Source organism: Gluconacetobacter liquefaciens (assembly GCF_003350405.1).
GTDB classification, from domain to species: Bacteria; Pseudomonadota; Alphaproteobacteria; order Acetobacterales; family Acetobacteraceae; genus Gluconacetobacter; species Gluconacetobacter liquefaciens.
On record NZ_QQAW01000003.1, the window covers coordinates 308271 to 327143 of the forward strand.

Genomic DNA, 18873 nt, shown 5'->3' on the forward strand with positions numbered 1-18873 from the left:
CCATGACCCGACCCGCAATCGACCTGCGTAATCCCGACCTGCCGGCTGAGGCGGTACGGGAGGCGCTGGCGCTGGCGCCGCATCCGGAGGGTGGGTGGTATCGCGAAGTGTGGCGTGATGCCCCGCCCGATGGCGGACGGGGGGTGGCGACGACCATCCAATTTCTGCTGGCACGGGGTGAGCGGTCGCATTGGCATCGGGTCGATGGCGCCGAAATCTGGTGCTGGCAGGGGGGTGCGCCCTTGCGGTTGCGCATGGCCCGGGACGGGGTGGAAGAGAACGTGGTTCTGGGGCCATGCCCTGCCGAGGGGCACGTTCAGCAGGCGGTGGTGCCGGTGATGGACTGGCAGGCGGCCGAATCGCTGGGGGCGTGGAGCGTGGTGGGCTGTATCGTTGCCCCGGCCTTTCAGTTCTCGGGCTTCGAACTGGCCCCGCCCGGATGGTCGCCGGAGGGGGCTGGGGCATGAGCGGCGAGCCTGACTGGCTGGTCTGGGGGCGCGAAATCCAGGCTATTGCCCAGACCGGCCTGACCTTTGCCCGCGATCCGTTCGACCGGGAGCGATATGAGGCGCTGCGGACCATCGCGGCGCAGATGATGGCGGTGGGCTGCGACGAGCCTGTCGCGCGGATCGAGGCCCTGTTTGCCGGGCAGGAAGGATATGCGACGCCGAAGGTCGAGGTGCGCGCCGCGGTGTTTGACGATTCGGGCCGAATCCTGATGGTGCGTGAGGTGCTGGACGAGGGGCGCTGGACGCTGCCGGGTGGCTGGGCGGATGTGAACCTGACCCCGGCGGAGAACGCGGTGAAGGAAGTGCGCGAGGAGAGCGGTTATATCGTGACGGTGCGCAGGCTGGCGGCGGTGTGGGACCGTACCCGGCAGGGGCATGGAAGCAAGGCGTTTTCCTGTGCCAAGCTCTTCTTCCTGTGTGATCTGGCGGGTGGGGAAGCGGCCACCAGTGTCGAGACATCGGAGATCGCGTGGTTCGGCGCGGACGAGATTCCCGAGGATCTGTCGCTGGGCCGGGTGTTGCCGGGACAGATTCGGCGCATGTTCGACCATTACCGCGAACCGGGCCTGCCGGCCGATTTCGAGTGATGGGCGATCGACGCGGCGCAGGCCGTTGAAATCATGGTATTCGTGACCCATATGCTGGGTCTGTGTGATTTGACGTAACAGAGAGATTTCCAACATGGTCGATCAGGCTACCGGCTCCGACGCGAGCCGCCCCGCTGCGACGGGTGGTGAGGAACATGCTTTCAGCGCGGAGGTCGGGCGGCTGCTCGATCTGGTGGTGCATGCGCTGTATTCGGAGCGCGAGATTTTTCTGCGCGAACTGGTGGCCAATGCCGCCGACGCCACCGACCGGCGGCGTTTCGAGGCCCTGACCGATGCGGCGCAGGCGCTGCCCGAGGGCGCGAAGGTGCGCATCGACCCCGACAAGGACGCACGGCGCCTGACCATCAGCGACGATGGCGCGGGCATGAGCAAGGAAGAGCTGGCGCGCAATCTGGGCACCATCGCGCGCTCGGGCACCCGTGCGTTCGGTGAGGAGCTGGCCAAGCACAAGCCCGAGGAACGCTCCGGCCTGATCGGGCAGTTCGGTGTGGGCTTCTATGCCGCCTTCATGGTGGCGGACCATGTCGATGTGGTGTCGCGTCGGGCCGGGACGGACGAGGCGTGGCGCTGGTCTTCGGACGGCAAGGGCAGCTTTACCCTCAGCCCCGCGACGCGCGAGCAGCCGGGTACCGACATCATCCTCTACATGAAGGACGATGCGGACGAGTTTCTGGACGCCTGGCGCCTGGAAGCGATCGTGCGCAAATGGGCCGATCACATCGCCTGGCCGATCACGATCCAGAGCGATGGCGAGGACAAGCCGGCCAATGCGGGCACCGCATTGTGGCGCAAGCCGCGCAGCGAGGTGACGGAAGAGCAACTCACCGAGTTCTACCGCCATGTCAGCCATAATTTCGATACGCCGTGGGCCACGCTGCACTGGCATGCCGAAGGCACGATCGAGTTTACCGCGCTGCTGTTCATCCCCGGCAGCCGCCCGTTCGAATTCGGCGAGCAGGTGCGCGAGAGCAAGGTGCGGCTGCATGTCCGCCGCATGTTCATCACCGATGATGCGGCGCTGCTGCCGCCGTGGCTGCGCTTTGTGCAGGGAGTGGTCGATACTGAAGACCTGCCGCTGAACGTCTCGCGCGAGATGTTGCAGGCGACGCCGGTGTTGCAGCGCATCCGCAAGGCGGTGACCAACCGGGTGCTGAACGAACTGCGCACCCGTGCCAAGGATGCCGAATCCTACGCTGCCTTCTGGGACAATTTCGGCCCGGTGGTGAAGGAAGGGATCTGGGACGACGCGGAATACCGCACCGACCTGGCGGGGCTGGCCCGGTTCCGTTCCAGCACCGAAGAGGGCTGGACGACGTTGGCCGACTACGTGTCGCGGATGAAGGACGGGCAGGAGGCGATCTATTACCTGACCGGCGACAATGCCGACACGCTGCCGGCCTCGCCGCAACTGGAAGGGTTCAAGGCGCGCGGGATCGAAGTGCTGCTGCTGACCGATCCGGTCGATTCCTTCTGGCCCGATCGTCTGGGCACGTTCGAAGGGAAAGCACTGCGCAGCGTCAGCCAGAGCCATGCCGACCTTGAGAAGTTCGAGGCGCCGCTGTCCGAAGGGGACAAGGCGGAACTGGACACGCTGCTGCCGGCGCTGAAGGAGGCGCTGGGTGAGGCGGTGTCCGACGTGCGCGGCAGCACGCGGCTGGTGAGCAGCGCGGTGGTGCTGGCGGCGGCCGGGCAGGGGCCGGACCTGCAATTGCAGCGCATGATGCGGCGCAGCGGTCAGGCGGTGCCGGACCTGGCGCCGGTGCTGGAGGTCAATCCGGCGCACCCGCTGATCCGCGACATGGCGACGCGGGTGGCGCGGGGTGAGGCGGTGACTGACACCGCGCTGATCCTGCTGGATATCGCGCGGATTCAGGAAGGCGAGAGCCTGAAGGACCCGACCGCGTTCGCCAGCCGGCTGACGGCGACGCTGACCCATCTGCAGGGCGGCGCCGCTTAAGAAACTGCCATGACAGGTTCACGCAGGTTTTGTGCGTGGACCTGCTAAAATGCCGCGTGAAGCCCGCAGCCTGACGGTTGCGGGCTTGATGCCGTGCCATTTGGGTGCTTCCCTGCGCGGCCTTTTTCCCAGCCATTGGAACCGTGCGACATGAAGATCGGTAATGTCCCTTATCGCAGCGTATGGGTGGACCAGGATGATGGCTGGTCGGTCCATATCTTCGACCAGACCCGTCTGCCGTGGGCGCTGGATGTTCTGCGCCTGATCGAACGGGACCAGGTGGCGCAGGCGATCCGCACCATGCAGGTGCGCGGCGCGCCGCTGATCGGCGCGGTGGCGGCCTATGGGCTGGCGCTGGCCTTGCGCGTCGATGCGTCCGATGCGGCCATGGAGCATGATGCCGCCCTGCTGGCGGAGACGCGCCCGACGGCAATCAATCTGCGCTGGGCGATCGACCGCATGCTGGCGCGCCTGCGCCCGCTGCCGGCCGAGGCGCGCGTTGCCGCCGCCTATGACGAGGCCGGGCGGATCTGCGACGAGGATGCGGCGCAGAACGAGGCGATCGGGCGCCATGGCCTGAGCCTGATTCAGGAGATTGCGGCGCGGCGGGGTGAGGGGGCGACGGTCAATATCCTCACCCACTGCAATGCCGGGTGGATCGCTACCGTGGATTGGGGCACCGCGCTGGCGCCGATCTATATGGCGCATGACAGCGGGTTGAAGGTGCATGTCTGGGTGGACGAAACCCGGCCGCGCAACCAGGGCGCCGCGCTGACGGCATGGGAACTGGGCAGCCATGGCGTGCCGCATACCGTGGTGGTGGATAATGCCGGCGGCCATCTGATGCAGCACGGCTTGGTGGATCTGGTGATCGTGGGCACCGACCGGGTGACGCGCGGTGGCGACGTCGCCAACAAGATCGGCACCTACCTGAAGGCGCTGGCGGCGCATGACAATGGCGTGCCGTTCTGGGTCGCGCTGCCCTCGACCACCATCGACTGGCGCGTGACGGACGGGCTGGTCGAGATCCCGATCGAGGAGCGCGCGGGCGCCGAGGTGACGAGTGTGACCGGGCAGACCGCCGATGGCCGGATCGAGACCGTGCAGGTGACGCCGCCGGGCAGCGGGGCGGCCAATCCGGCCTTCGACGTGACGCCGGCGCGGCTGGTGACGGGCCTGATTACCGAACGCGGGTTGTGTGCGGCTTCGCAGGCGGGGCTGGCCGAACTGTTTCCGGACCACGCCGAGGCGTGATCGCGGCGCGGAGGCTGGTGGGCGAAGGCAACCCTTGACAGGGGAGGCCCGGCCCGGCTTCCTCCGCCTTCGACCGAACGGGGCGCGTCGCGCTCCGTCCCTTGTTTTTTGGTGACACAGGACCGGACCATGCATCCCTACCGTACCCATAGCTGCGCCGCGCTTCGGGCCAGCGACGCCGGGCAGACCGCCCGCCTCTCCGGCTGGGTGCACAGCAAGCGCGATCATGGCGGTCTGCTGTTCATCGACCTGCGCGATCATTTCGGCATGACCCAGATCGTGATTCCCGCCGGTTCGCCGGTGCTGGAGGCGGTCGAGCGCGTGCGCGTGGAAAGCGTGCTGACGGTGACGGGCGAGGTGGTGCTGCGCGACGATGCGACGCGCAACCCGAACCTGCCGACCGGCGATATCGAACTGCGCGCGCAGACGGTGGACGTGCAGTCGTCGGCCGATGTGCTGCCGTTCCAGGTCGCGGGGCATGAGAACTATCCCGAAGATCTGCGCCTGACCTATCGCTATATCGACCTGCGGCGCGACAAGGTGCACCGGAACATCCTGCTGCGTTCGCAGGTGATCGCCAGCCTGCGCCGCCGCATGACCGATCAGGGCTTCATCGAATTCCAGACGCCGATCCTGACGGCGTCTTCGCCCGAGGGGGCGCGCGACTTCCTGGTGCCGGCGCGCATGCATCCGGGCAAGTTCTATGCCCTGCCGCAGGCGCCGCAGCAGTTTAAGCAGCTTGCGATGGTTGCAGGGTTCGACCGGTATTTCCAGATCGCGCCGTGTTTCCGCGACGAGGCGGCGCGTGCCGACCGGTCGCCGGGCGAGTTCTATCAGCTCGATTTCGAGATGGCCTTCGCCACCCAGGAAGACGTGTTCGCGACCCTGGAGCCGGTGATGGAAGGCGTGTTCCGCGAGTTCGGCGGTGGGCGCACGGTCAGCGCCGCGCCGTTCGAGCGGATTCCCTATGCCAAGGCGATGAAGCTGTATGGCAGCGACAAGCCGGACCTGCGCAACCCGCTGCTGATCAGCGATGTGACCGAATCGTTCGCCGATTCGGGATTTGGCCTGTTTGCCCGCATCGTTGCCGCCGGGGGCGAGGTGCGCGCGATTCCCGCGCCGGGGGCGGGTGACCGTCCGCGCACCTTCTTCGACAAGCTGAATGCCTGGGCGCGCGAGGCCGGGGGCGGCGGGCTGGGTTACATCATCTTCGATGAGGAAGGTGGCAAGGGCCCGATCGCCAAGAACCTTGAACCCGAGCGGGTGGAGGCGATCCGCGCCACGACCGGGCTGAAGGCGGGCGATGCCGTGTTCTTCGCGGCGGGCAAGGGCGACGAGGTGGTGAAGTTCTCGGGCCAGGTGCGCACGCGCATTGCCACCGAACTGGACCTGATCGAGCCGAATGCCTTCCGCTTCTGCTGGATCACCGACTTCCCGATGTATGAGCGCAATGAGGAAACGGGGCAGATCGATTTCTCGCACAACCCGTTCTCGATGCCGCAGGGCGGTCTGGAGGCGTTGAACAGCCAGGACCCGCTGACGATCACGGCGTACCAGTACGATATCGTGTGTAACGGCATCGAGCTGTCTTCGGGCGCGATCCGCAACCATCGTCCGGATGTGATGATCCGGGCGTTCGAACTGGCGGGTTATCCGGCCAGCGAGGTCGAGGCGCGTTTCGGCGGCATGCTGAATGCTTTCCGCTATGGCGCGCCGCCGCATGGCGGTTCGGCGCCGGGCGTGGACCGTATGGTCATGCTGCTGGCGGACGAGCCGAACATCCGCGAGGTGATCCTGTTCCCGCTGAACCAGCAGGGCGAGGACCTGATGATGGGTGCCCCGGCACCGGTTCCGCCGGAGCGGCTGAAGGAACTGTCGCTGGCACTCGACCTGCCGCGCCGCAAGCCGTCGGCGGGGAAAGACGCCAAGCCGGCGGAATAGGCCGGATATGACATGTGACCGGTGGAGCATCATTGCGCGCGATGGCGCGATGGGCTCTGCTGTGATCATGACATCGAATATCCTATGCGCCGCCACGGTGCGGCCGGCCAGGGGATTGCTGGCCGCCGTTCTGATGACCCTTGGGTGGGGCGCGGGAAGCCCTGCCCAGGCGGAGACGCCGATCACGCTGGCGCCGCATCGTGCGGTCTATGACCTGACGCTGGCCGCCGTGACCGGCGGCGATACGATTTCCGCCAGTGGGACCATGACCTATGCGGTCAGCGATGCCTGTTCGGCCTGGTCGACCCAGCAGCAATTGCGTCTGCAGACGGTGTCGCGTTCGGGCGGCGTGACCGAGATGGTGTCGGATTATGCGACGCTGGAGGCCAAGGACGGTCATAGCCTGGTGTTTCGTACCGTGCAGACCGCGAATGGCCACGAGGCCAGCCGCGTGATGGGCGAGGCGACGATGACGCCGACTGGCGGCGAGATCCGCTATACCCAGCCCAGCGCGCATACCGTCCATCTGCCGGCCGGCGTGATGTTTCCGATGGCCCATACCAGAGCGATTGTCGCTGCCGGGGAGCAGGGGCAGACTTCCCTGGCTCCGATGCTGTTCGATGGAACCGGCGAAGATGGGGCGCAGGATACCTATGTCATGATCCTGGGGTGGAACCATCCGCCCTCCGCCAGCCAGTATCCCGCACTGGCGCGCCTGCCGTCGGGGCGGGTGCATGTGGCGTTCTACACTGCGTCCACCCACGATATGCGTGCCGATTACGAGATCGGGATGCGGTATTTCGCCAATGGCGTCTCCGATGACCTGGATATGGATTTCGGAGATTTTCGCATGCACGGCACGCTGCATGAATTTACCCCAGCCCCGGAAGGTCACCGATGCTGAACCCCGCGCCGATTGAAGACAGCCCGCAGGATGCAGCCCCTGCCAACGGGAGCGGCTTGGCTCATTCGTTGCGCACCCGCCACGTTTCGATGATTGCGATCGGGGGGATGGTCGGGGCCGGGCTGTTCGTGAACACCTCGGTGATGATCGAGGGGGCGGGGCCGCTGGTGCTGCTGTCCTACCTGATGGCCGGGCTGATCGTCTTTCTGGTCATGCGCATGCTGGGCGAGATGGCGATCGACTGCCCGGAGGCGGGGTCGTTCGTGGGGCATGTGCGGCGGGGGCTGGGGCATCGGGCCGCCTTTGTCACCGGCTGGTCGTACTGGCTGTTCTGGGTGGTGGTGGCCTCGGTGGAGGCCAAGGCGGCGGCGCTGATCGTGGCACCGATGCTGGGCGTGGCCCAGTTGACGGTGGCGCTGGGGCTGATCGCGCTGATGACGGCCGTCAACATGGGGTCCGTACGGGGGTATGGCGAGTTCGAATTCTGGTTCTCGCTGATGAAGATTACCGCGATCGGGGTGTTCACGCTTATTGCCGGGCTGGCGCTGTTCGGGGTTATCGGGTCGTCGCTGCATGGAGGGGTGGCGCATCTGTGGGATCAGGGCGGGTTCATGCCCCATGGGTTCGCAGCCTCGCTGTCGCTGCTGCCGGCGATCCTGTTCACCTTCGCGGGGGCCGAGATTGCGACCGTGGCGGCGGCGGAAACCGACAATCCCGGCTATAATATCGTCCAGGCGATCCGGACCGTCGTGGTGCGCGTGATGCTGTTCTACATGGGGTCGCTGGCCGTGATCCTGTGCCTGATTCCGTGGAACCAGATCCGGGCCGGCCACTCGCCGTTCCTTGATGTGCTGCATCGGATCGGCATTCCGGGCGCCGAAACCGCGATGACGGTGGTGGTGCTGGTGGCCATCGCGTCGTGCCTGAATTCGACGCTGTATGTCACGTCGCGCATCCTGTTCGAGATGGCGGCGCATGGCGACGCGCCGGCGGTGCTGGTGCGTACCGGGGCCAGCGGGGCGCCGCGCCGTGCGATTGCCATCGGCAGTCTGGTGGCCTGTGTGCTGACCGTGGTTGCCGCGACCTTTCCGGGCGAGGTTTTCGGCTTTCTGCTCAATGCTTCCGGGGCGATCATCCTGTTCGATTATCTGATGGTGGTCTTCGCCCAGATCGCCCTGCGCCGGAAGATGCATGGCGAGGGGCGGCAGCCGGCCTTTCCGATGCTGCTGTTTCCCTACCTCTCATGGCTGACGGTCGGTGCCATCCTGCTGGTGATGGTGACGATGATGCTGACGCCGGATACGCGGGTGCAGATCGAACTGGGCAGCCTGACGCTGATTCTGATCGTGGCGCTGGGAGCAGTGACGCCGCGTCGGCGCGACCGTGCGCCTTCATGATGGATCGAGGTTTCGCACGGTTATTTTTTCGCCATTTCAACGCCATGATGATCGGACCATAGTGCCGTTGACGGGACGCCAAGATCCCGTGTGCAAACAGGAGTTGGTTCGCATGAACAGGCAGATTGTCAGGGGCGCCCTGCTGGCGCTGGGCGTTATCGCCGGGGGAACCATGGCGGTGGGAGATGCGGCCCCGGCGCAGGCACAGGCCTACCGCTACGGGCCGGTGACGCCGGGCTGGGCGCCGCCGCCGATGCCGCCGCCGCGCGCCGAAATGGCGCCGCGTCCACGCCCCGGCTGGGTCTGGGTCGGTGGCGGTTGGGACTGGGTCAATGGCGGATATGTCTGGGTTCCGGGGCGCTATGTGCGCGCGGGCCGGCGTGGTGGCTGGGGACCGGGGCGCTGGATGCAGCGCGGCCCGCGCTGGGTCTGGGTACGGCCCGGCTGGCGCTGACGGAACGATGGGAAAGTCTCCCGTCAGCACCGTGGCTGACGGGGGATGGCCTCTCAGGTCCGGGTGTCGTCCAGCGTGATGACCAGGGGAACGTGGTCGGAGGGCTGATTGCGGCCGCGTTCGTCCCGGTCGGGTCGGGCATCGCGCAGGCGCTCCGCCAGGCGGGGGGAGAGCAGGGCGTGGTCGATGCGCAGGCCGCAATCGCGTGGCCAGGCGCCGGCCTGATAGTCCCAGAACGTGTAATGGCGGCCGTGCGGATGCAGGGCACGCAGCGCGTCGGTCAGGCCCAGCCAGATCAGGCGGCGGAAGGCGGCGCGGGTTTCCGGACGGACCAGGGCGTCGGTGGGTGGCAGGGCGCCGGGTGCGCAATCCTCGTCGGTCGGGCAGACATTATAATCGCCGGCCAGCACGAAATCGCGGCCTGCATCGAGCAGGGCGCGGGCGTGCAGGGCCAGTGCCTCCATGAAGGCCAGCTTGGCCTCGTATCCCGCGCTGCCACCTGAATTGCCGTTGGGAAGATAGAGATTGCCGAAGATCAGGCCGTCTGTTTCGATTTCCACGTAGCGGGCCTGCGGGGCATCGTCGTTCAGCAGGGGCAGGGAGCGGGTCGTGACGGTGAAGGGCACGCGCGAGAGGATGGCGACGCCGTTATAGCTTTTCTGTCCGACCACGACCGATTCGTAGCCAGCGGCGCGGAAGGCTTCGGCCGGGAAGACGGAATCCTCGCATTTGATTTCCTGGAGGCCCAGCAGGTCGGGTTTCTCGCGCTCCAGCCAGTCCAGTACATGCGTCTGGCGCTGGCGGATGGAATTGACGTTCCAGCTTGCGATTTTCATCTTGGACGGGCGGCCTGCTCAGTCGATCGAGAAACTGGTGCCGCACCCGCAGGACGAGGTGGCGTTGGGATTGCGCACCGTGAAATGCGCGCCCATCAGCGAATCGTTGAAATGCAGTTCGGCGCCGGAAAGCAGGTCCATGCTGGCGGGGTCGACCCGGACGCGGGCGCTGCCGGCGGGTACCACGATGTCGTCGGGGCGGGCCTCGCCATCCAGGGCGAAGCTGTACTGGAAGCCGTTGCAGCCGCCGGCCAGAACGCTGACGCGCAGCGCGGTGGAGGCGGCGTCGATGCCCGGCTGGGCGGCGATGATATCCTGAAGCCGGGTCGCGGCCTCGGGCGAGACGCGGAAGGCCGTGTCGGGCGAGGGGGAAGTGGGAAGGGGCATGTCCATCGGGATCACCATCGTCGCGCGGCCCAGGGCGGCATGCTGAGCCAGCATGCTGGCCTTGCGGCGCCGGGCGGGTTATCGACTGGGGGCGGAGGTCCGGTTCGTCCGAGGCCGGGATTACGCCACCCATCCGGGATTGGGGTTATATATGAGCGTCGCACCCTATGCTGTCCAGACCGCCACCGCCCGGGGGCGCCTGCATGCCGAGGCGGAATCGCCCAGTCGTTCGCCATGGCAGCGCGACCGTGACCGGGTGCTGCATTCGGCGGGCTTCCGGACGCTGCAATATAAGACGCAGGTCTTCGTCAACCATCAGGGCGATTTCTTCCGTACCCGGCTGACCCACTCGCTGGAAGTGGCGCAGATCGCGCGGTCCATCGCCCGCAGCCTGTCGGTGGACGAGGACCTGACCGAGACGCTCGCGCTGGCCCATGATCTGGGCCACACGCCGTTCGGCCATGCCGGTGAGGACGCGCTGGCCGCGGCCATGCGGGACTGGGGGGGCTTCGACCACAATACCCAGACCCTGCGTCAGGTGACCAAGCTGGAACGCCGCTATTTCGATTTCGACGGGCTGAACCTGACCTGGGAGACGCTGGAAGGGCTGATCAAGCATAACGGCCCGGTGGACCATCCGACCGGCTATGTCGCCCGGTATGCGGACGGGCTGGGACTGGATCTGTCCAGCTATGCCTCGGTCGAGGCGCAGATTGCCGCCATGGCCGACGATATCGCCTATCACGCCCACGACCTGGATGACGGGATGCGTGCCGGGCTGCTGGACCTGGCGGATCTGGCGGACCTGCCGGTGGTCGGCGCGGCGCTGGCGCTGGTGCGGGAACGGGCGGGCGGGGTGGCCATGTCGGGCGACGTGGCCGAGGAGACGCACCTGCAGGACCGGATGCGGCATGAGACCATCCGCCGGGTGATCAATGCGCTGGCGGTGGATTTGACGGAGCAGACACGGCGCAATCTGGCGGAACTGGCCCCGCGATCGGCCGATGATGTGCGCGCGGCCGCGATGCCGGTGGTGGCTTACAGCCCGGCCATGGCGCGCGATAACGGGGCGATCCGCACCTTTCTGTATGCGCGGATGTACCGGCACTGGCGGGTCAACCGGATGACGCGCAAGGCGCGGATCGCGGTCGAATCGATCTTCTCGATTCTGGCCGACGATATTTCGCTGTTGCCGGACGGCTGGCGCCAGGAGGCGCGGGCGACCGACGCGATGGGTGCGCGGCGGATCGTGGCCGATTATATAGCCGGGATGACGGATCGATTCGCGATGGAAGAACATCGACGGTTGACGGATCTGTCCGTGGCGGGCTGAAACGCCCGACCAGTAACGTTCATACGCGCCGGGCGGGCGATCCGTCCGCGCCGGTGTTTCAGTGGGAAGCCGCATCGCATGTCCGACAGCCTGTTCGTTCGCTATCTCTCGCATGTGCGCGATGCCCTGCGACGGATCGTTCCGGACCTGCCGGAGGAGGTTGCGGCGCGGGTGGAACTGACCCCGACGCGCGATCCGGCCCATGGCGACATGGCGACCAATGCCGCCCTGCTGGCCGCCAAGCCGGCGCGTCGCCGCCCGGCCGAGATCGCGGCCGAACTGGCGGCGGCGCTGGTGGAGGTGCCGGGCATCGCGAAGGCGGAACCGGCCGGGCCCGGTTTCGTCAACCTGACGCTGGACGAATCGGTGTTGCGCGCGGTGGTGGGCGATGTGCTGCGCGCCGGCGAATCCTATGGCGATGCCACGCTGGGGCAGGGCGTGCGGGCGAATGTGGAATATGTCTCGGCCAACCCGACCGGGCCGATGCATGTGGGGCATTGCCGGGGCGCGGTGGTCGGTGATGCGCTGGCCAATCTGCTGGCCAAGGCCGGCTATGCGGTCACCAAGGAATATTACATCAACGATGCCGGCGCCCAGGTGATCGCCCTGGCCTGGGCCGCCTACTGGCGGTACCTGGAGGCCATCGGCACGACCATGGACCGCGAGGCGTTCGCCGCGCTGGTGCCCGGCGGCATCCAGTATGGCGGCGATTATCTGGTGCCGGTTGGGCAGGCGCTGGCCGAGTTGCATGGCACCGGGCTGGCCGGGCCGGATGGCCAGCCGGCGGCGGCCGAACTCTGGATGGACACGGTGAAGCCCTTCGTGGTCGACGCGATGATGGCGATGATCCGCGAGGATCTCGACGCGCTGGGCGTGCGGCATGACGTCTTTACCAGCGAGGCCGCGATCCTGGCTGGTGGCGTGACCGATGGGGCCATCGCGCGGCTGGATGCGCAGGGCCTGCTTTATGAAGGCGTGCTGGAGCCGCCGAAGGGCAAGCTGCCGGACGATTGGGAGGCCCGGCCGCAGACGCTGTTCCGGTCTACCGCGTTCGGCGACGACGTGGATCGGCCGTTGCGCAAGTCGGACGGGTCGAACACCTATTTCGCCAACGATATCGGCTATCACGACGATAAGGTGCGTCGTGGCGCGGACCAGTTGATCGATGTCTGGGGCGCCGACCATGGCGGCTACGTTACCCGGATGAAGGCCGCGGTGCAGGCGCTGGCCGTTGGGGGCAAGGCGGTCGGGTTCGATGTGCTGCTGTGCCAGATCGTGCGGATCGTGCGTGATGGGCAGCCAGTGCGGATGTCCAAGCGGGCGGGCACCTTCGTCACGTTGCGCGACCTGATCGACGAGGTGGGGCGCGATGCCGTGCGCTTTACCATGCTGACGCGCAAGGCCGACGCCCAGATGGAGTTCGATCTGGACCAGGTGGTGGCGCAGACCCGCGACAACCCGGTCTTCTACGTGCAGTACGCCCATGCGCGCTGCCGCTCCGTGCTGCGGGCCGCCCAGGAGATGCTGGGTGAGGCCGCGATTGCCCCGGTGGCGCTGGTCGAGGCTGACCTTGATGGAATCGGGTCGGATGCCGAACTGGCGCTGCTGCGGCGGATTGCCCAGTGGCCGCGCACGGTGGAAGGGGCCGCCCAGGCGCATGAGCCGCACCGGATTGCCTTCTATCTTGGCGAGTTGGCGGGAGATTTCCATACATTGTGGAATCGTGGCCGTGATGATGCGACACTGCGCTTTCTGCAGGAAGATGATCCGGTTGCCACCCGTGCGAAGCTGGCGATGGTCGAGGCTACGGCCACGGTCATCCGTTCGGGTCTGGCGGTTCTGGGTGTTGAGCCGGTTGAGGAAATGCGATGAGCGATACCGATCCCTCCGGCCGCGACCCTTATGAGGACCGTCTGAACCGCGTGCGCGAGCGTATGAGCGCCGATTACGGTGATGAGGAAGCGCCGCCGCCGCGCAAGCGCCCGATCCGTCGGGCGGGTGGCATGCTGGACGGATTGCTGGGCGCCGACCCTACGACGCGGCGCCTGGCCTATGGTGCTGCGGGGCTGGGCGGCCTGCTGGTGATTGGTATCGGCGGTTGGGCTCTGGTGGGACATCACCAGACGGGCATTCCCGTTTTTGGGCCGCCGCCCGGCCCGGTAAGGGTACGGCCGGTCGATCCGGGCGGCATGCAGGTTCTGGGGGCCGAGGCGCCCAGTGGCGATGATGGCGCGGTGGCGCGTCTGGCTCCGGGGCCGGAACAGCCACGCCCCGACCGTCTGGCCCAGCAATACGGCCAGCCGCCGGCCACGGATGCGGCAACGGCACCGGCCGCGACGCCGCCTGCTGCGGCATCCGTGCCGGCACCGGCCAGTCCGTCTGTGTCCGAGGCGCCGCTTGCGTCGCCAGCCGCCAACTCCGGGCCGGCTGCCGCCGTTCCGGGCTCTGTTGCCGCGTTGCCGCCGCCGTCGGCGTCGCTGCCCGCCAAGCCTGCTGCATCCTCGCCGGTGGCCGCCAGTGCCGCGCCTGCGGTGGCACCCGCCGCGCCGGCTCCGGTGGCGGGAGGGCGTTATGGCGTGCAGCTTGCGGCGCTGGATTCGCAGCAGGCGGCCGAGAAGGAGTGGGCGCGCCTGACGCAGCATTATCCGGAGCTGTTCGGGAGCCATACGCCGGTCATCGAGCGGACCGAACGCAATGGCGCCGTGTTCTTCCGGCTGCGCACGCGCGGGTTTGCCAGCATCGCGCAGGCTACGTCGTTCTGCGAGCATGTGCGGCTGAACGGTCTGGCCTGCACCCTGGCCGGGTTCTAGGCCGGGCCGTTGGCGCGCGAGGCCGTCGACAGTCTGCATGGGCCAGGGCATGAGGGCCTGCCTGATGGGCTGACCGCGCCCATGCTGCATCTGGACGGGTTCGAGGGGCCGCTGGACCTGCTGCTGGAACTGGCGCGGGCGCAGAAGGTCGATCTGGCGCGGATTTCGATCCTGCAACTGGTCGAGCAATATCTGGCGATCGTTGAATCCGCTCACCGTATCCGGCTGGAGCTGGCGGCCGACTGGCTGGTGATGGCCGCATGGCTGGCCTGGCTGAAATCGCGCCTGCTGCTGCCGGCCGAGGACGGCGAGGACATTGACGCCGAGGAGGCGGCCGAACTGCTCCAGGCGCGGCTGGTCGAACTGGCGCGGATCGGGCAGGCGGCGGCGTGGCTGGGTGCGCGGCCCCAGTTGGGCCGCGACGTATTCGCCCGTGGCGAGCGCGAGGACCTGACGGAAATCGACCGTTCCGGGCTGGCGCTGGACCTGTCGCAATTGATGGGCGCCTATATGGCGGCCATGCGGCGGGGCGCGCGCAAGCGGGTCTATCAGCCTCGGCGGATGCATTTCTGGACGGTGCAGGACGCGCTGGCCCGATTGCACCGCCTGCTGGGTGCCGACATCATCCCCGGTGGCGGGGCGTGGTGCGAGCTTGGGGCTTTCCTGCCCGAAGGGGGGCTGGCGATGGAGGGCGAGGATGACGAGGAACGCATGCGGCAGCGCCGGGCGGCGATGGCCGGCACGCTGATTGCAGGGCTGGAACTGGCGCGCAACGGGACGATCGAACTGCGGCAGGATGAACAATTCGGTCGGATCATGCTCCGCCCCAATGCGGGGGGGCAGGCGGCCAACGATCCGGACATCGGGCCGGAGATGGGGCCGGACATGGAGTCGGACATGGACAGCAGGATGGACGCGGCGGAATGACCGACGACAGTCAGCAGGCACCGTCCGCGTCGGTTGTCGGCGAGGAACCGGCTATTGCCGAGGCGGTAGGCAGCAAGGTTTCGGGCAGTCCTGATGAGGCGGGGAAGCCGGCCATGCCGATGGCGATCCGGCTGATCGAGGCCATGATCTTTGCCAGTCCGGAACCGGTATCCGAACGTGCGATCGCCGAATTGCTGGAGGGGCAGGGTCTGGTGCCGCCCGAGGCCGAGGATCTGGCGGCCTATGTGCGTGCCGTGATCGAGGGCGTCGTGGCGCAATATGAGGGGCGGGGCGTGGCGCCGGTCCAGGTGGCTGGTGGGTGGCAGTTCAGGACCGTGGCCGATTTGGCGCCCCGGCTGACCCGCGTGTTGCAGCGCCCGCGCCGGTTGCCCCGTGCCACGCTGGAGAGCCTGGCGATCATCGCCTATCACCAGCCCTGCACCCGCGCGGAAATCGAGGAAATTCGCGGCGTGTCGTTGAGCCAGCAGGTGCTGGATAATCTTCTGGAAGCCTCGCTGATCGTGCCGCGTGGCCGCAAGGAGGTTCCAGGGCGGCCGATCCTGTGGGGGACGTCGGCCGATTTCCTACGGCATTTCGGCCTGCGCGACCTGCGCGACCTGCCTCGGCGCGAGGAATTGCTGGTGGATGTGCCGGATAATCCCGTCCTGCGGGCAGCGGCTCCGGATGAGGCGAAGACGGAAGCGGTTTCCGCTCCGCCGGTGGCGTGATAGGTGTCCTTGCTTTCCGCGCCTGTTTCGACGCGGTTCGCGCCCTGTCATGTCTGAGTTGGTCAATGTCCATATCTGAGCCACGGATCGGTCATGTTTGATTTCGCATGGTCCGAGATGGCGCTGATCGGTGTCGTCGCCCTGTTGCTGATCGGGCCCAAGGACATGCCGGTGGCGATCCGCACCGTCACCGGTCTGATCAAGAAGGCCCGCAAGATGGCCTCGGAATTCCAGACCCATGTCGATGAGATGGTGCGCGAGGCCGACCTGACCGAGGCGCGGGATACGCTGAGTGGCATCCGGCGCTTCAATGTCCGCAACCAGATTATGCGGGCGATCGACGATGACGGAGCGCTTCAGCGCACCTTCAACGAATCGCCCCTGGATACGCGGCCTGCGGCACCGCTGGTCCCGCCGTTGAGCGCAGCGCCCGATTACGATCCGGACGGGCAGCACCGTTATGGCTATATGCCGCCGGCGCAGCCTCGGGACGATTCAGCCTTTCCTGCGGTCGTCGATGCCGGCCCTGCACCTGCCCTGTTGCCGCCTGCCGTGGCGCGGCGTTTGGCGGCCGATAGGGCGCGGCTGCGTCCGCCCGCTTTCCTGCCGCCGGTGCGGGTGATCCATGGGGCGCGGCGCGTGCCGGTGGATGCGCCCGATGCGCGGACGGTGCCTGCGGGAGAGCCGACGTGATGGACGAGTCCAAGCCGGGAGAGACGAACCTGAACGACGACAATCGGAGCCAGAACGATCCGATTCACGACCAGCCGATGCCGCTGCTGGAGCATCTGGTCGAGTTGCGGCGCCGCCTGATCTGGTCGGCGGTGGCGTTCAGCCTGTGTTTCCTGCTGTGCTACCATTTCTCGGCGCGGATCTATCTGTTTCTCGCCCAGCCGCTGGGCGACGTGATGCGTGCGCAGGGCGAGCAGCCGCATCTGATCTACACGGCGCTGTACGAAGCCTTCTTTACCTACATCAAGGTGGCGATCTTCGGCGCGGGGTTCCTGTCCTTTCCGATGGTGGCCATGCAGGCGTGGATGTTCGTGGCGCCGGGGCTGTATCGCAGCGAGAAGCGGGCCTTTCTGCCGTTTCTGGTCGCGACCCCGATCATGTTCCTGATGGGGGCCGCGCTGGCGTATTATTTCGTCTTTCCCTTCGCCTGGAAGTTCTTCCTCTCGTTCCAGACCGCCGATGGGCAGGACGGGTTGCAGATCCAGCTTCAGGCCAAGGTGTCGGAATATCTGGCACTGGTCATGAAGCTGATCATGGCTTTCGGCGTGGCGTTCGAACTGCCGGTGGCGCTGACGCTGCTGGCGCGGGTGGGCATCGTCACCGCCGCCACGCTGAAACGCTTCCGGCGCTATGCTTATGTGGGGGCTTTCGTGATCGCGGCGATCCTGACGCCGCCGGACATCATCACCCAGACCGGTCTGGCGGTGCCGCTGATCGGGTTGTACGAAATTTCCATCATCTGCGCGCGCATGGTTCAACCCAAGCGCCCCGAGGACCCGGACCAGGAGAATTCCGATGCATGACCTTCGCGCGCTCCGCGCCGATCCGGCTGCTTTTGACGCATCCCTGACGCGCCGGGGTGATGCCCCCGTTGCCGATCATGTGGTGCGGCTGGACGAAGACCGGCGGGCTGCCGTGACCGCGTTGCAGGATCGGCAGGCCCGGCGCAAGACGCTGTCGAAGGAGATTGGAACCCTGCGGCGGACGGGAGCCGACAGCGCGGCGCTGGAGGCTGAGGCCGTCGCGCTGCGCGAGGAGATCGAGCGGCTTGAGGCCGTGGTCCGGGATTGCGATGCCGAAATCCGCGATCTGCTGGTGACGCTGCCCAACCGGCTGGACGAGGCCGTGCCCGATGGGGCCGACGAGGCCGCGAATGTGGTCGTGCATCAGGTTGGCGAGCGGCGGAACTTCGCCTTTGCCCCGCGCGAGCATTTCGCGCTGGGCGAGGCGCTGGGCATGATGGATTTCGAAACCGCGTCCAAATTGTCCGGTGCGCGCTTCGTGGTGCTGCGGGGGGCGCTGGCGCGGATGGAACGCGCGCTGGGGCAGTTCATGCTCGACCTGCATGTGCAGGAGCATGGCTATACCGAGACGGCGGTGCCGGTGCTGGTCAATGAGGCCGCGATGTTTGGCACCGACAAACTGCCGAAATTCGCCGACCAGTCCTTCCGCACCGAGGATGGGCGCTGGCTGGTGCCGACCGCGGAGGTGCCGCTGACGGCCAGCGTGGCGGGGGACATTCTGCCGGGGGCGGCCCTGCCGCGCCGGATGGTGGCCCTGTCCTCCTGCTTTCGCAGCGAGGCCGGGGCATCCGGCCGCGATACGCGGGGCATGCTGCGGCAGCACCAGTTCCAGAAGGTGGAGATGGTGTCGGTCACCCGGCCGGAAGACAGCGACGCGGAACTGGAGCGCATGACAAGATGCGCCGAGACGGTGCTGGAGCGGCTGGGCATCCCCTATCGCCGGATGCTGCTGTGCGCCGGCGATACCGGATTCGGCGCGGCGAAGACGTTCGACCTGGAGGCGTGGTTGCCGGGGCAGGATGCGTGGCGGGAGATTTCCTCCTGCTCCACCACGCGCGATTTCCAGGCGCGGCGGATGAATGCCCGTTTCCGGCCGGCCGAGGGGGCCGCGCCGGAGTTTGTCCATACGCTTAACGGTTCGGGCCTCGCGGTGGGGCGCACGCTGATTGCGGTGATGGAGAACTACCAGAACGAGGATGGCGGCATCACCGTGCCGGAGGTGCTGCGGCCTTATATGAGCGGTCTCGCCGTCATCAACGCGGACTGAAATATCCGCGAGGGAAGGCGCGCCGG

General features: G+C 67.1%; 18 protein-coding genes. 16 read left to right on the forward strand and 2 right to left on the reverse strand.

From position 1 onward, the window contains the following. Nucleotides 1-2: 2 nt before the first annotated feature. The 8 genes from C7453_RS07655 to C7453_RS07690 all read left to right on the forward strand — a co-directional run bounded on the left by C7453_RS07655 (nucleotide 3) and on the right by C7453_RS07690 (nucleotide 9024). Nucleotides 3-467, forward strand: coding sequence for a cupin domain-containing protein (locus tag C7453_RS07655; protein ID WP_114726939.1), 465 nt, complete (start codon nucleotides 3-5; stop codon nucleotides 465-467). Continuing rightward, nucleotides 464-1096: an NUDIX hydrolase gene (locus tag C7453_RS07660; RefSeq protein WP_114726940.1), complete on the forward strand. Its 633-nt coding sequence runs from the start codon at nucleotides 464-466 to the stop codon at nucleotides 1094-1096. The genes C7453_RS07655 and C7453_RS07660 overlap by 4 nt, the downstream gene beginning before the upstream one ends. A gap of 94 nt (nucleotides 1097-1190) precedes the next feature. Continuing rightward, nucleotides 1191-3074 (forward strand): molecular chaperone HtpG, encoded by a 1884-nt coding sequence (gene htpG, locus C7453_RS07665; protein ID WP_114726941.1) that lies wholly within the window; start codon nucleotides 1191-1193, stop codon nucleotides 3072-3074. A gap of 150 nt (nucleotides 3075-3224) precedes the next feature. Beyond that, complete coding sequence (gene mtnA / locus C7453_RS07670) at nucleotides 3225-4328, forward strand: S-methyl-5-thioribose-1-phosphate isomerase (protein ID WP_114726942.1); 1104 nt, start codon at nucleotides 3225-3227, stop codon at nucleotides 4326-4328. A 129-nt stretch (nucleotides 4329-4457) separates the two neighbouring features. Continuing rightward, entirely contained in the window at nucleotides 4458-6269 is a 1812-nt protein-coding gene (gene aspS / locus C7453_RS07675) for an aspartate--tRNA ligase (RefSeq protein WP_114726943.1), read from the forward strand. 7 nt (nucleotides 6270-6276) lie between these two features. Continuing rightward, nucleotides 6277-7173: a cell envelope integrity EipB family protein gene (locus C7453_RS07680; protein WP_245948914.1), complete on the forward strand. Its 897-nt coding sequence runs from the start codon at nucleotides 6277-6279 to the stop codon at nucleotides 7171-7173. Next, a complete protein-coding gene (locus C7453_RS07685; protein WP_114726944.1) occupies nucleotides 7167-8570 on the forward strand; it encodes an amino acid permease in 1404 nt (467 codons plus the stop codon). Before C7453_RS07680 ends, C7453_RS07685 begins: the two co-directional genes overlap by 7 nt. A gap of 112 nt (nucleotides 8571-8682) precedes the next feature. Further along, complete coding sequence (locus tag C7453_RS07690) at nucleotides 8683-9024, forward strand: YXWGXW repeat-containing protein (RefSeq protein WP_114726945.1); 342 nt, start codon at nucleotides 8683-8685, stop codon at nucleotides 9022-9024. Between the two features lie 53 nt (nucleotides 9025-9077). On the opposite strand, the gene C7453_RS07695 is transcribed toward C7453_RS07690, so the two are convergent. Next, a complete protein-coding gene (locus C7453_RS07695) occupies nucleotides 9078-9860 on the reverse strand; it encodes an exodeoxyribonuclease III (RefSeq protein ID WP_114726946.1) in 783 nt (260 codons plus the stop codon). A gap of 18 nt (nucleotides 9861-9878) precedes the next feature. Beyond that, entirely contained in the window at nucleotides 9879-10247 is a 369-nt protein-coding gene (locus tag C7453_RS07700; protein ID WP_114727073.1) for a HesB/IscA family protein, read from the reverse strand. Nucleotides 10248-10398: 151 nt separating this feature from the next. Here C7453_RS07700 and C7453_RS07705 point away from each other — a divergent pair, with 151 nt between their 5' ends. The 8 genes from C7453_RS07705 to serS all read left to right on the forward strand — a co-directional run bounded on the left by C7453_RS07705 (nucleotide 10399) and on the right by serS (nucleotide 18847). After that, a complete protein-coding gene (locus tag C7453_RS07705; protein WP_114727074.1) occupies nucleotides 10399-11580 on the forward strand; it encodes a deoxyguanosinetriphosphate triphosphohydrolase in 1182 nt (393 codons plus the stop codon). A 78-nt stretch (nucleotides 11581-11658) separates the two neighbouring features. Beyond that, entirely contained in the window at nucleotides 11659-13452 is a 1794-nt protein-coding gene (argS, locus tag C7453_RS07710) for an arginine--tRNA ligase (RefSeq protein ID WP_114726947.1), read from the forward strand. Then, nucleotides 13449-14390, forward strand: coding sequence for an SPOR domain-containing protein (locus tag C7453_RS07715; RefSeq protein WP_114726948.1), 942 nt, complete (start codon nucleotides 13449-13451; stop codon nucleotides 14388-14390). Before argS ends, C7453_RS07715 begins: the two co-directional genes overlap by 4 nt. A gap of 81 nt (nucleotides 14391-14471) precedes the next feature. After that, on the forward strand, nucleotides 14472-15317 hold the full coding sequence (locus C7453_RS07720) for a segregation and condensation protein A (protein ID WP_114727075.1): 846 nt from the start codon (nucleotides 14472-14474) through the stop codon (nucleotides 15315-15317). 113 nt (nucleotides 15318-15430) lie between these two features. After that, nucleotides 15431-16045: an SMC-Scp complex subunit ScpB gene (gene scpB, locus C7453_RS07725; protein ID WP_114727076.1), complete on the forward strand. Its 615-nt coding sequence runs from the start codon at nucleotides 15431-15433 to the stop codon at nucleotides 16043-16045. A 93-nt stretch (nucleotides 16046-16138) separates the two neighbouring features. Continuing rightward, nucleotides 16139-16738, forward strand: coding sequence for a Sec-independent protein translocase protein TatB (tatB, locus tag C7453_RS07730; protein WP_114726949.1), 600 nt, complete (start codon nucleotides 16139-16141; stop codon nucleotides 16736-16738). After that, on the forward strand, nucleotides 16738-17580 hold the full coding sequence (gene tatC, locus C7453_RS07735; protein WP_174787924.1) for a twin-arginine translocase subunit TatC: 843 nt from the start codon (nucleotides 16738-16740) through the stop codon (nucleotides 17578-17580). The genes tatB and tatC overlap by 1 nt, the downstream gene beginning before the upstream one ends. After that, nucleotides 17573-18847, forward strand: a complete 1275-nt coding sequence (gene serS / locus C7453_RS07740; RefSeq protein WP_114726950.1) for a serine--tRNA ligase — start codon at nucleotides 17573-17575, stop codon at nucleotides 18845-18847. The genes tatC and serS overlap by 8 nt, the downstream gene beginning before the upstream one ends. The last annotated feature ends 26 nt before the right edge of the window (nucleotides 18848-18873 follow it).

Coding starts and splice junctions, on each gene's coding strand:
- C7453_RS07655 (WP_114726939.1), top strand. CDS start 3: ATGACCCGACCCGCAATCGACCTGCGTAATCCCGACCTGCCGGCTGAG.
- C7453_RS07660 (WP_114726940.1), top strand. CDS start 464: ATGAGCGGCGAGCCTGACTGGCTGGTCTGGGGGCGCGAAATCCAGGCT.
- htpG (WP_114726941.1), top strand. CDS start 1,191: ATGGTCGATCAGGCTACCGGCTCCGACGCGAGCCGCCCCGCTGCGACG.
- mtnA (WP_114726942.1), top strand. CDS start 3,225: ATGAAGATCGGTAATGTCCCTTATCGCAGCGTATGGGTGGACCAGGAT.
- aspS (WP_114726943.1), top strand. CDS start 4,458: ATGCATCCCTACCGTACCCATAGCTGCGCCGCGCTTCGGGCCAGCGAC.
- C7453_RS07680 (WP_245948914.1), top strand. CDS start 6,277: ATGACATGTGACCGGTGGAGCATCATTGCGCGCGATGGCGCGATGGGC.
- C7453_RS07685 (WP_114726944.1), top strand. CDS start 7,167: ATGCTGAACCCCGCGCCGATTGAAGACAGCCCGCAGGATGCAGCCCCT.
- C7453_RS07690 (WP_114726945.1), top strand. CDS start 8,683: ATGAACAGGCAGATTGTCAGGGGCGCCCTGCTGGCGCTGGGCGTTATC.
- C7453_RS07695 (WP_114726946.1), bottom strand. CDS start 9,860: ATGAAAATCGCAAGCTGGAACGTCAATTCCATCCGCCAGCGCCAGACG.
- C7453_RS07700 (WP_114727073.1), bottom strand. CDS start 10,247: ATGCCCCTTCCCACTTCCCCCTCGCCCGACACGGCCTTCCGCGTCTCG.
- C7453_RS07705 (WP_114727074.1), top strand. CDS start 10,399: ATGAGCGTCGCACCCTATGCTGTCCAGACCGCCACCGCCCGGGGGCGC.
- argS (WP_114726947.1), top strand. CDS start 11,659: ATGTCCGACAGCCTGTTCGTTCGCTATCTCTCGCATGTGCGCGATGCC.
- C7453_RS07715 (WP_114726948.1), top strand. CDS start 13,449: ATGAGCGATACCGATCCCTCCGGCCGCGACCCTTATGAGGACCGTCTG.
- C7453_RS07720 (WP_114727075.1), top strand. CDS start 14,472: ATGCTGCATCTGGACGGGTTCGAGGGGCCGCTGGACCTGCTGCTGGAA.
- scpB (WP_114727076.1), top strand. CDS start 15,431: ATGCCGATGGCGATCCGGCTGATCGAGGCCATGATCTTTGCCAGTCCG.
- tatB (WP_114726949.1), top strand. CDS start 16,139: ATGTTTGATTTCGCATGGTCCGAGATGGCGCTGATCGGTGTCGTCGCC.
- tatC (WP_174787924.1), top strand. CDS start 16,738: ATGGACGAGTCCAAGCCGGGAGAGACGAACCTGAACGACGACAATCGG.
- serS (WP_114726950.1), top strand. CDS start 17,573: ATGCATGACCTTCGCGCGCTCCGCGCCGATCCGGCTGCTTTTGACGCA.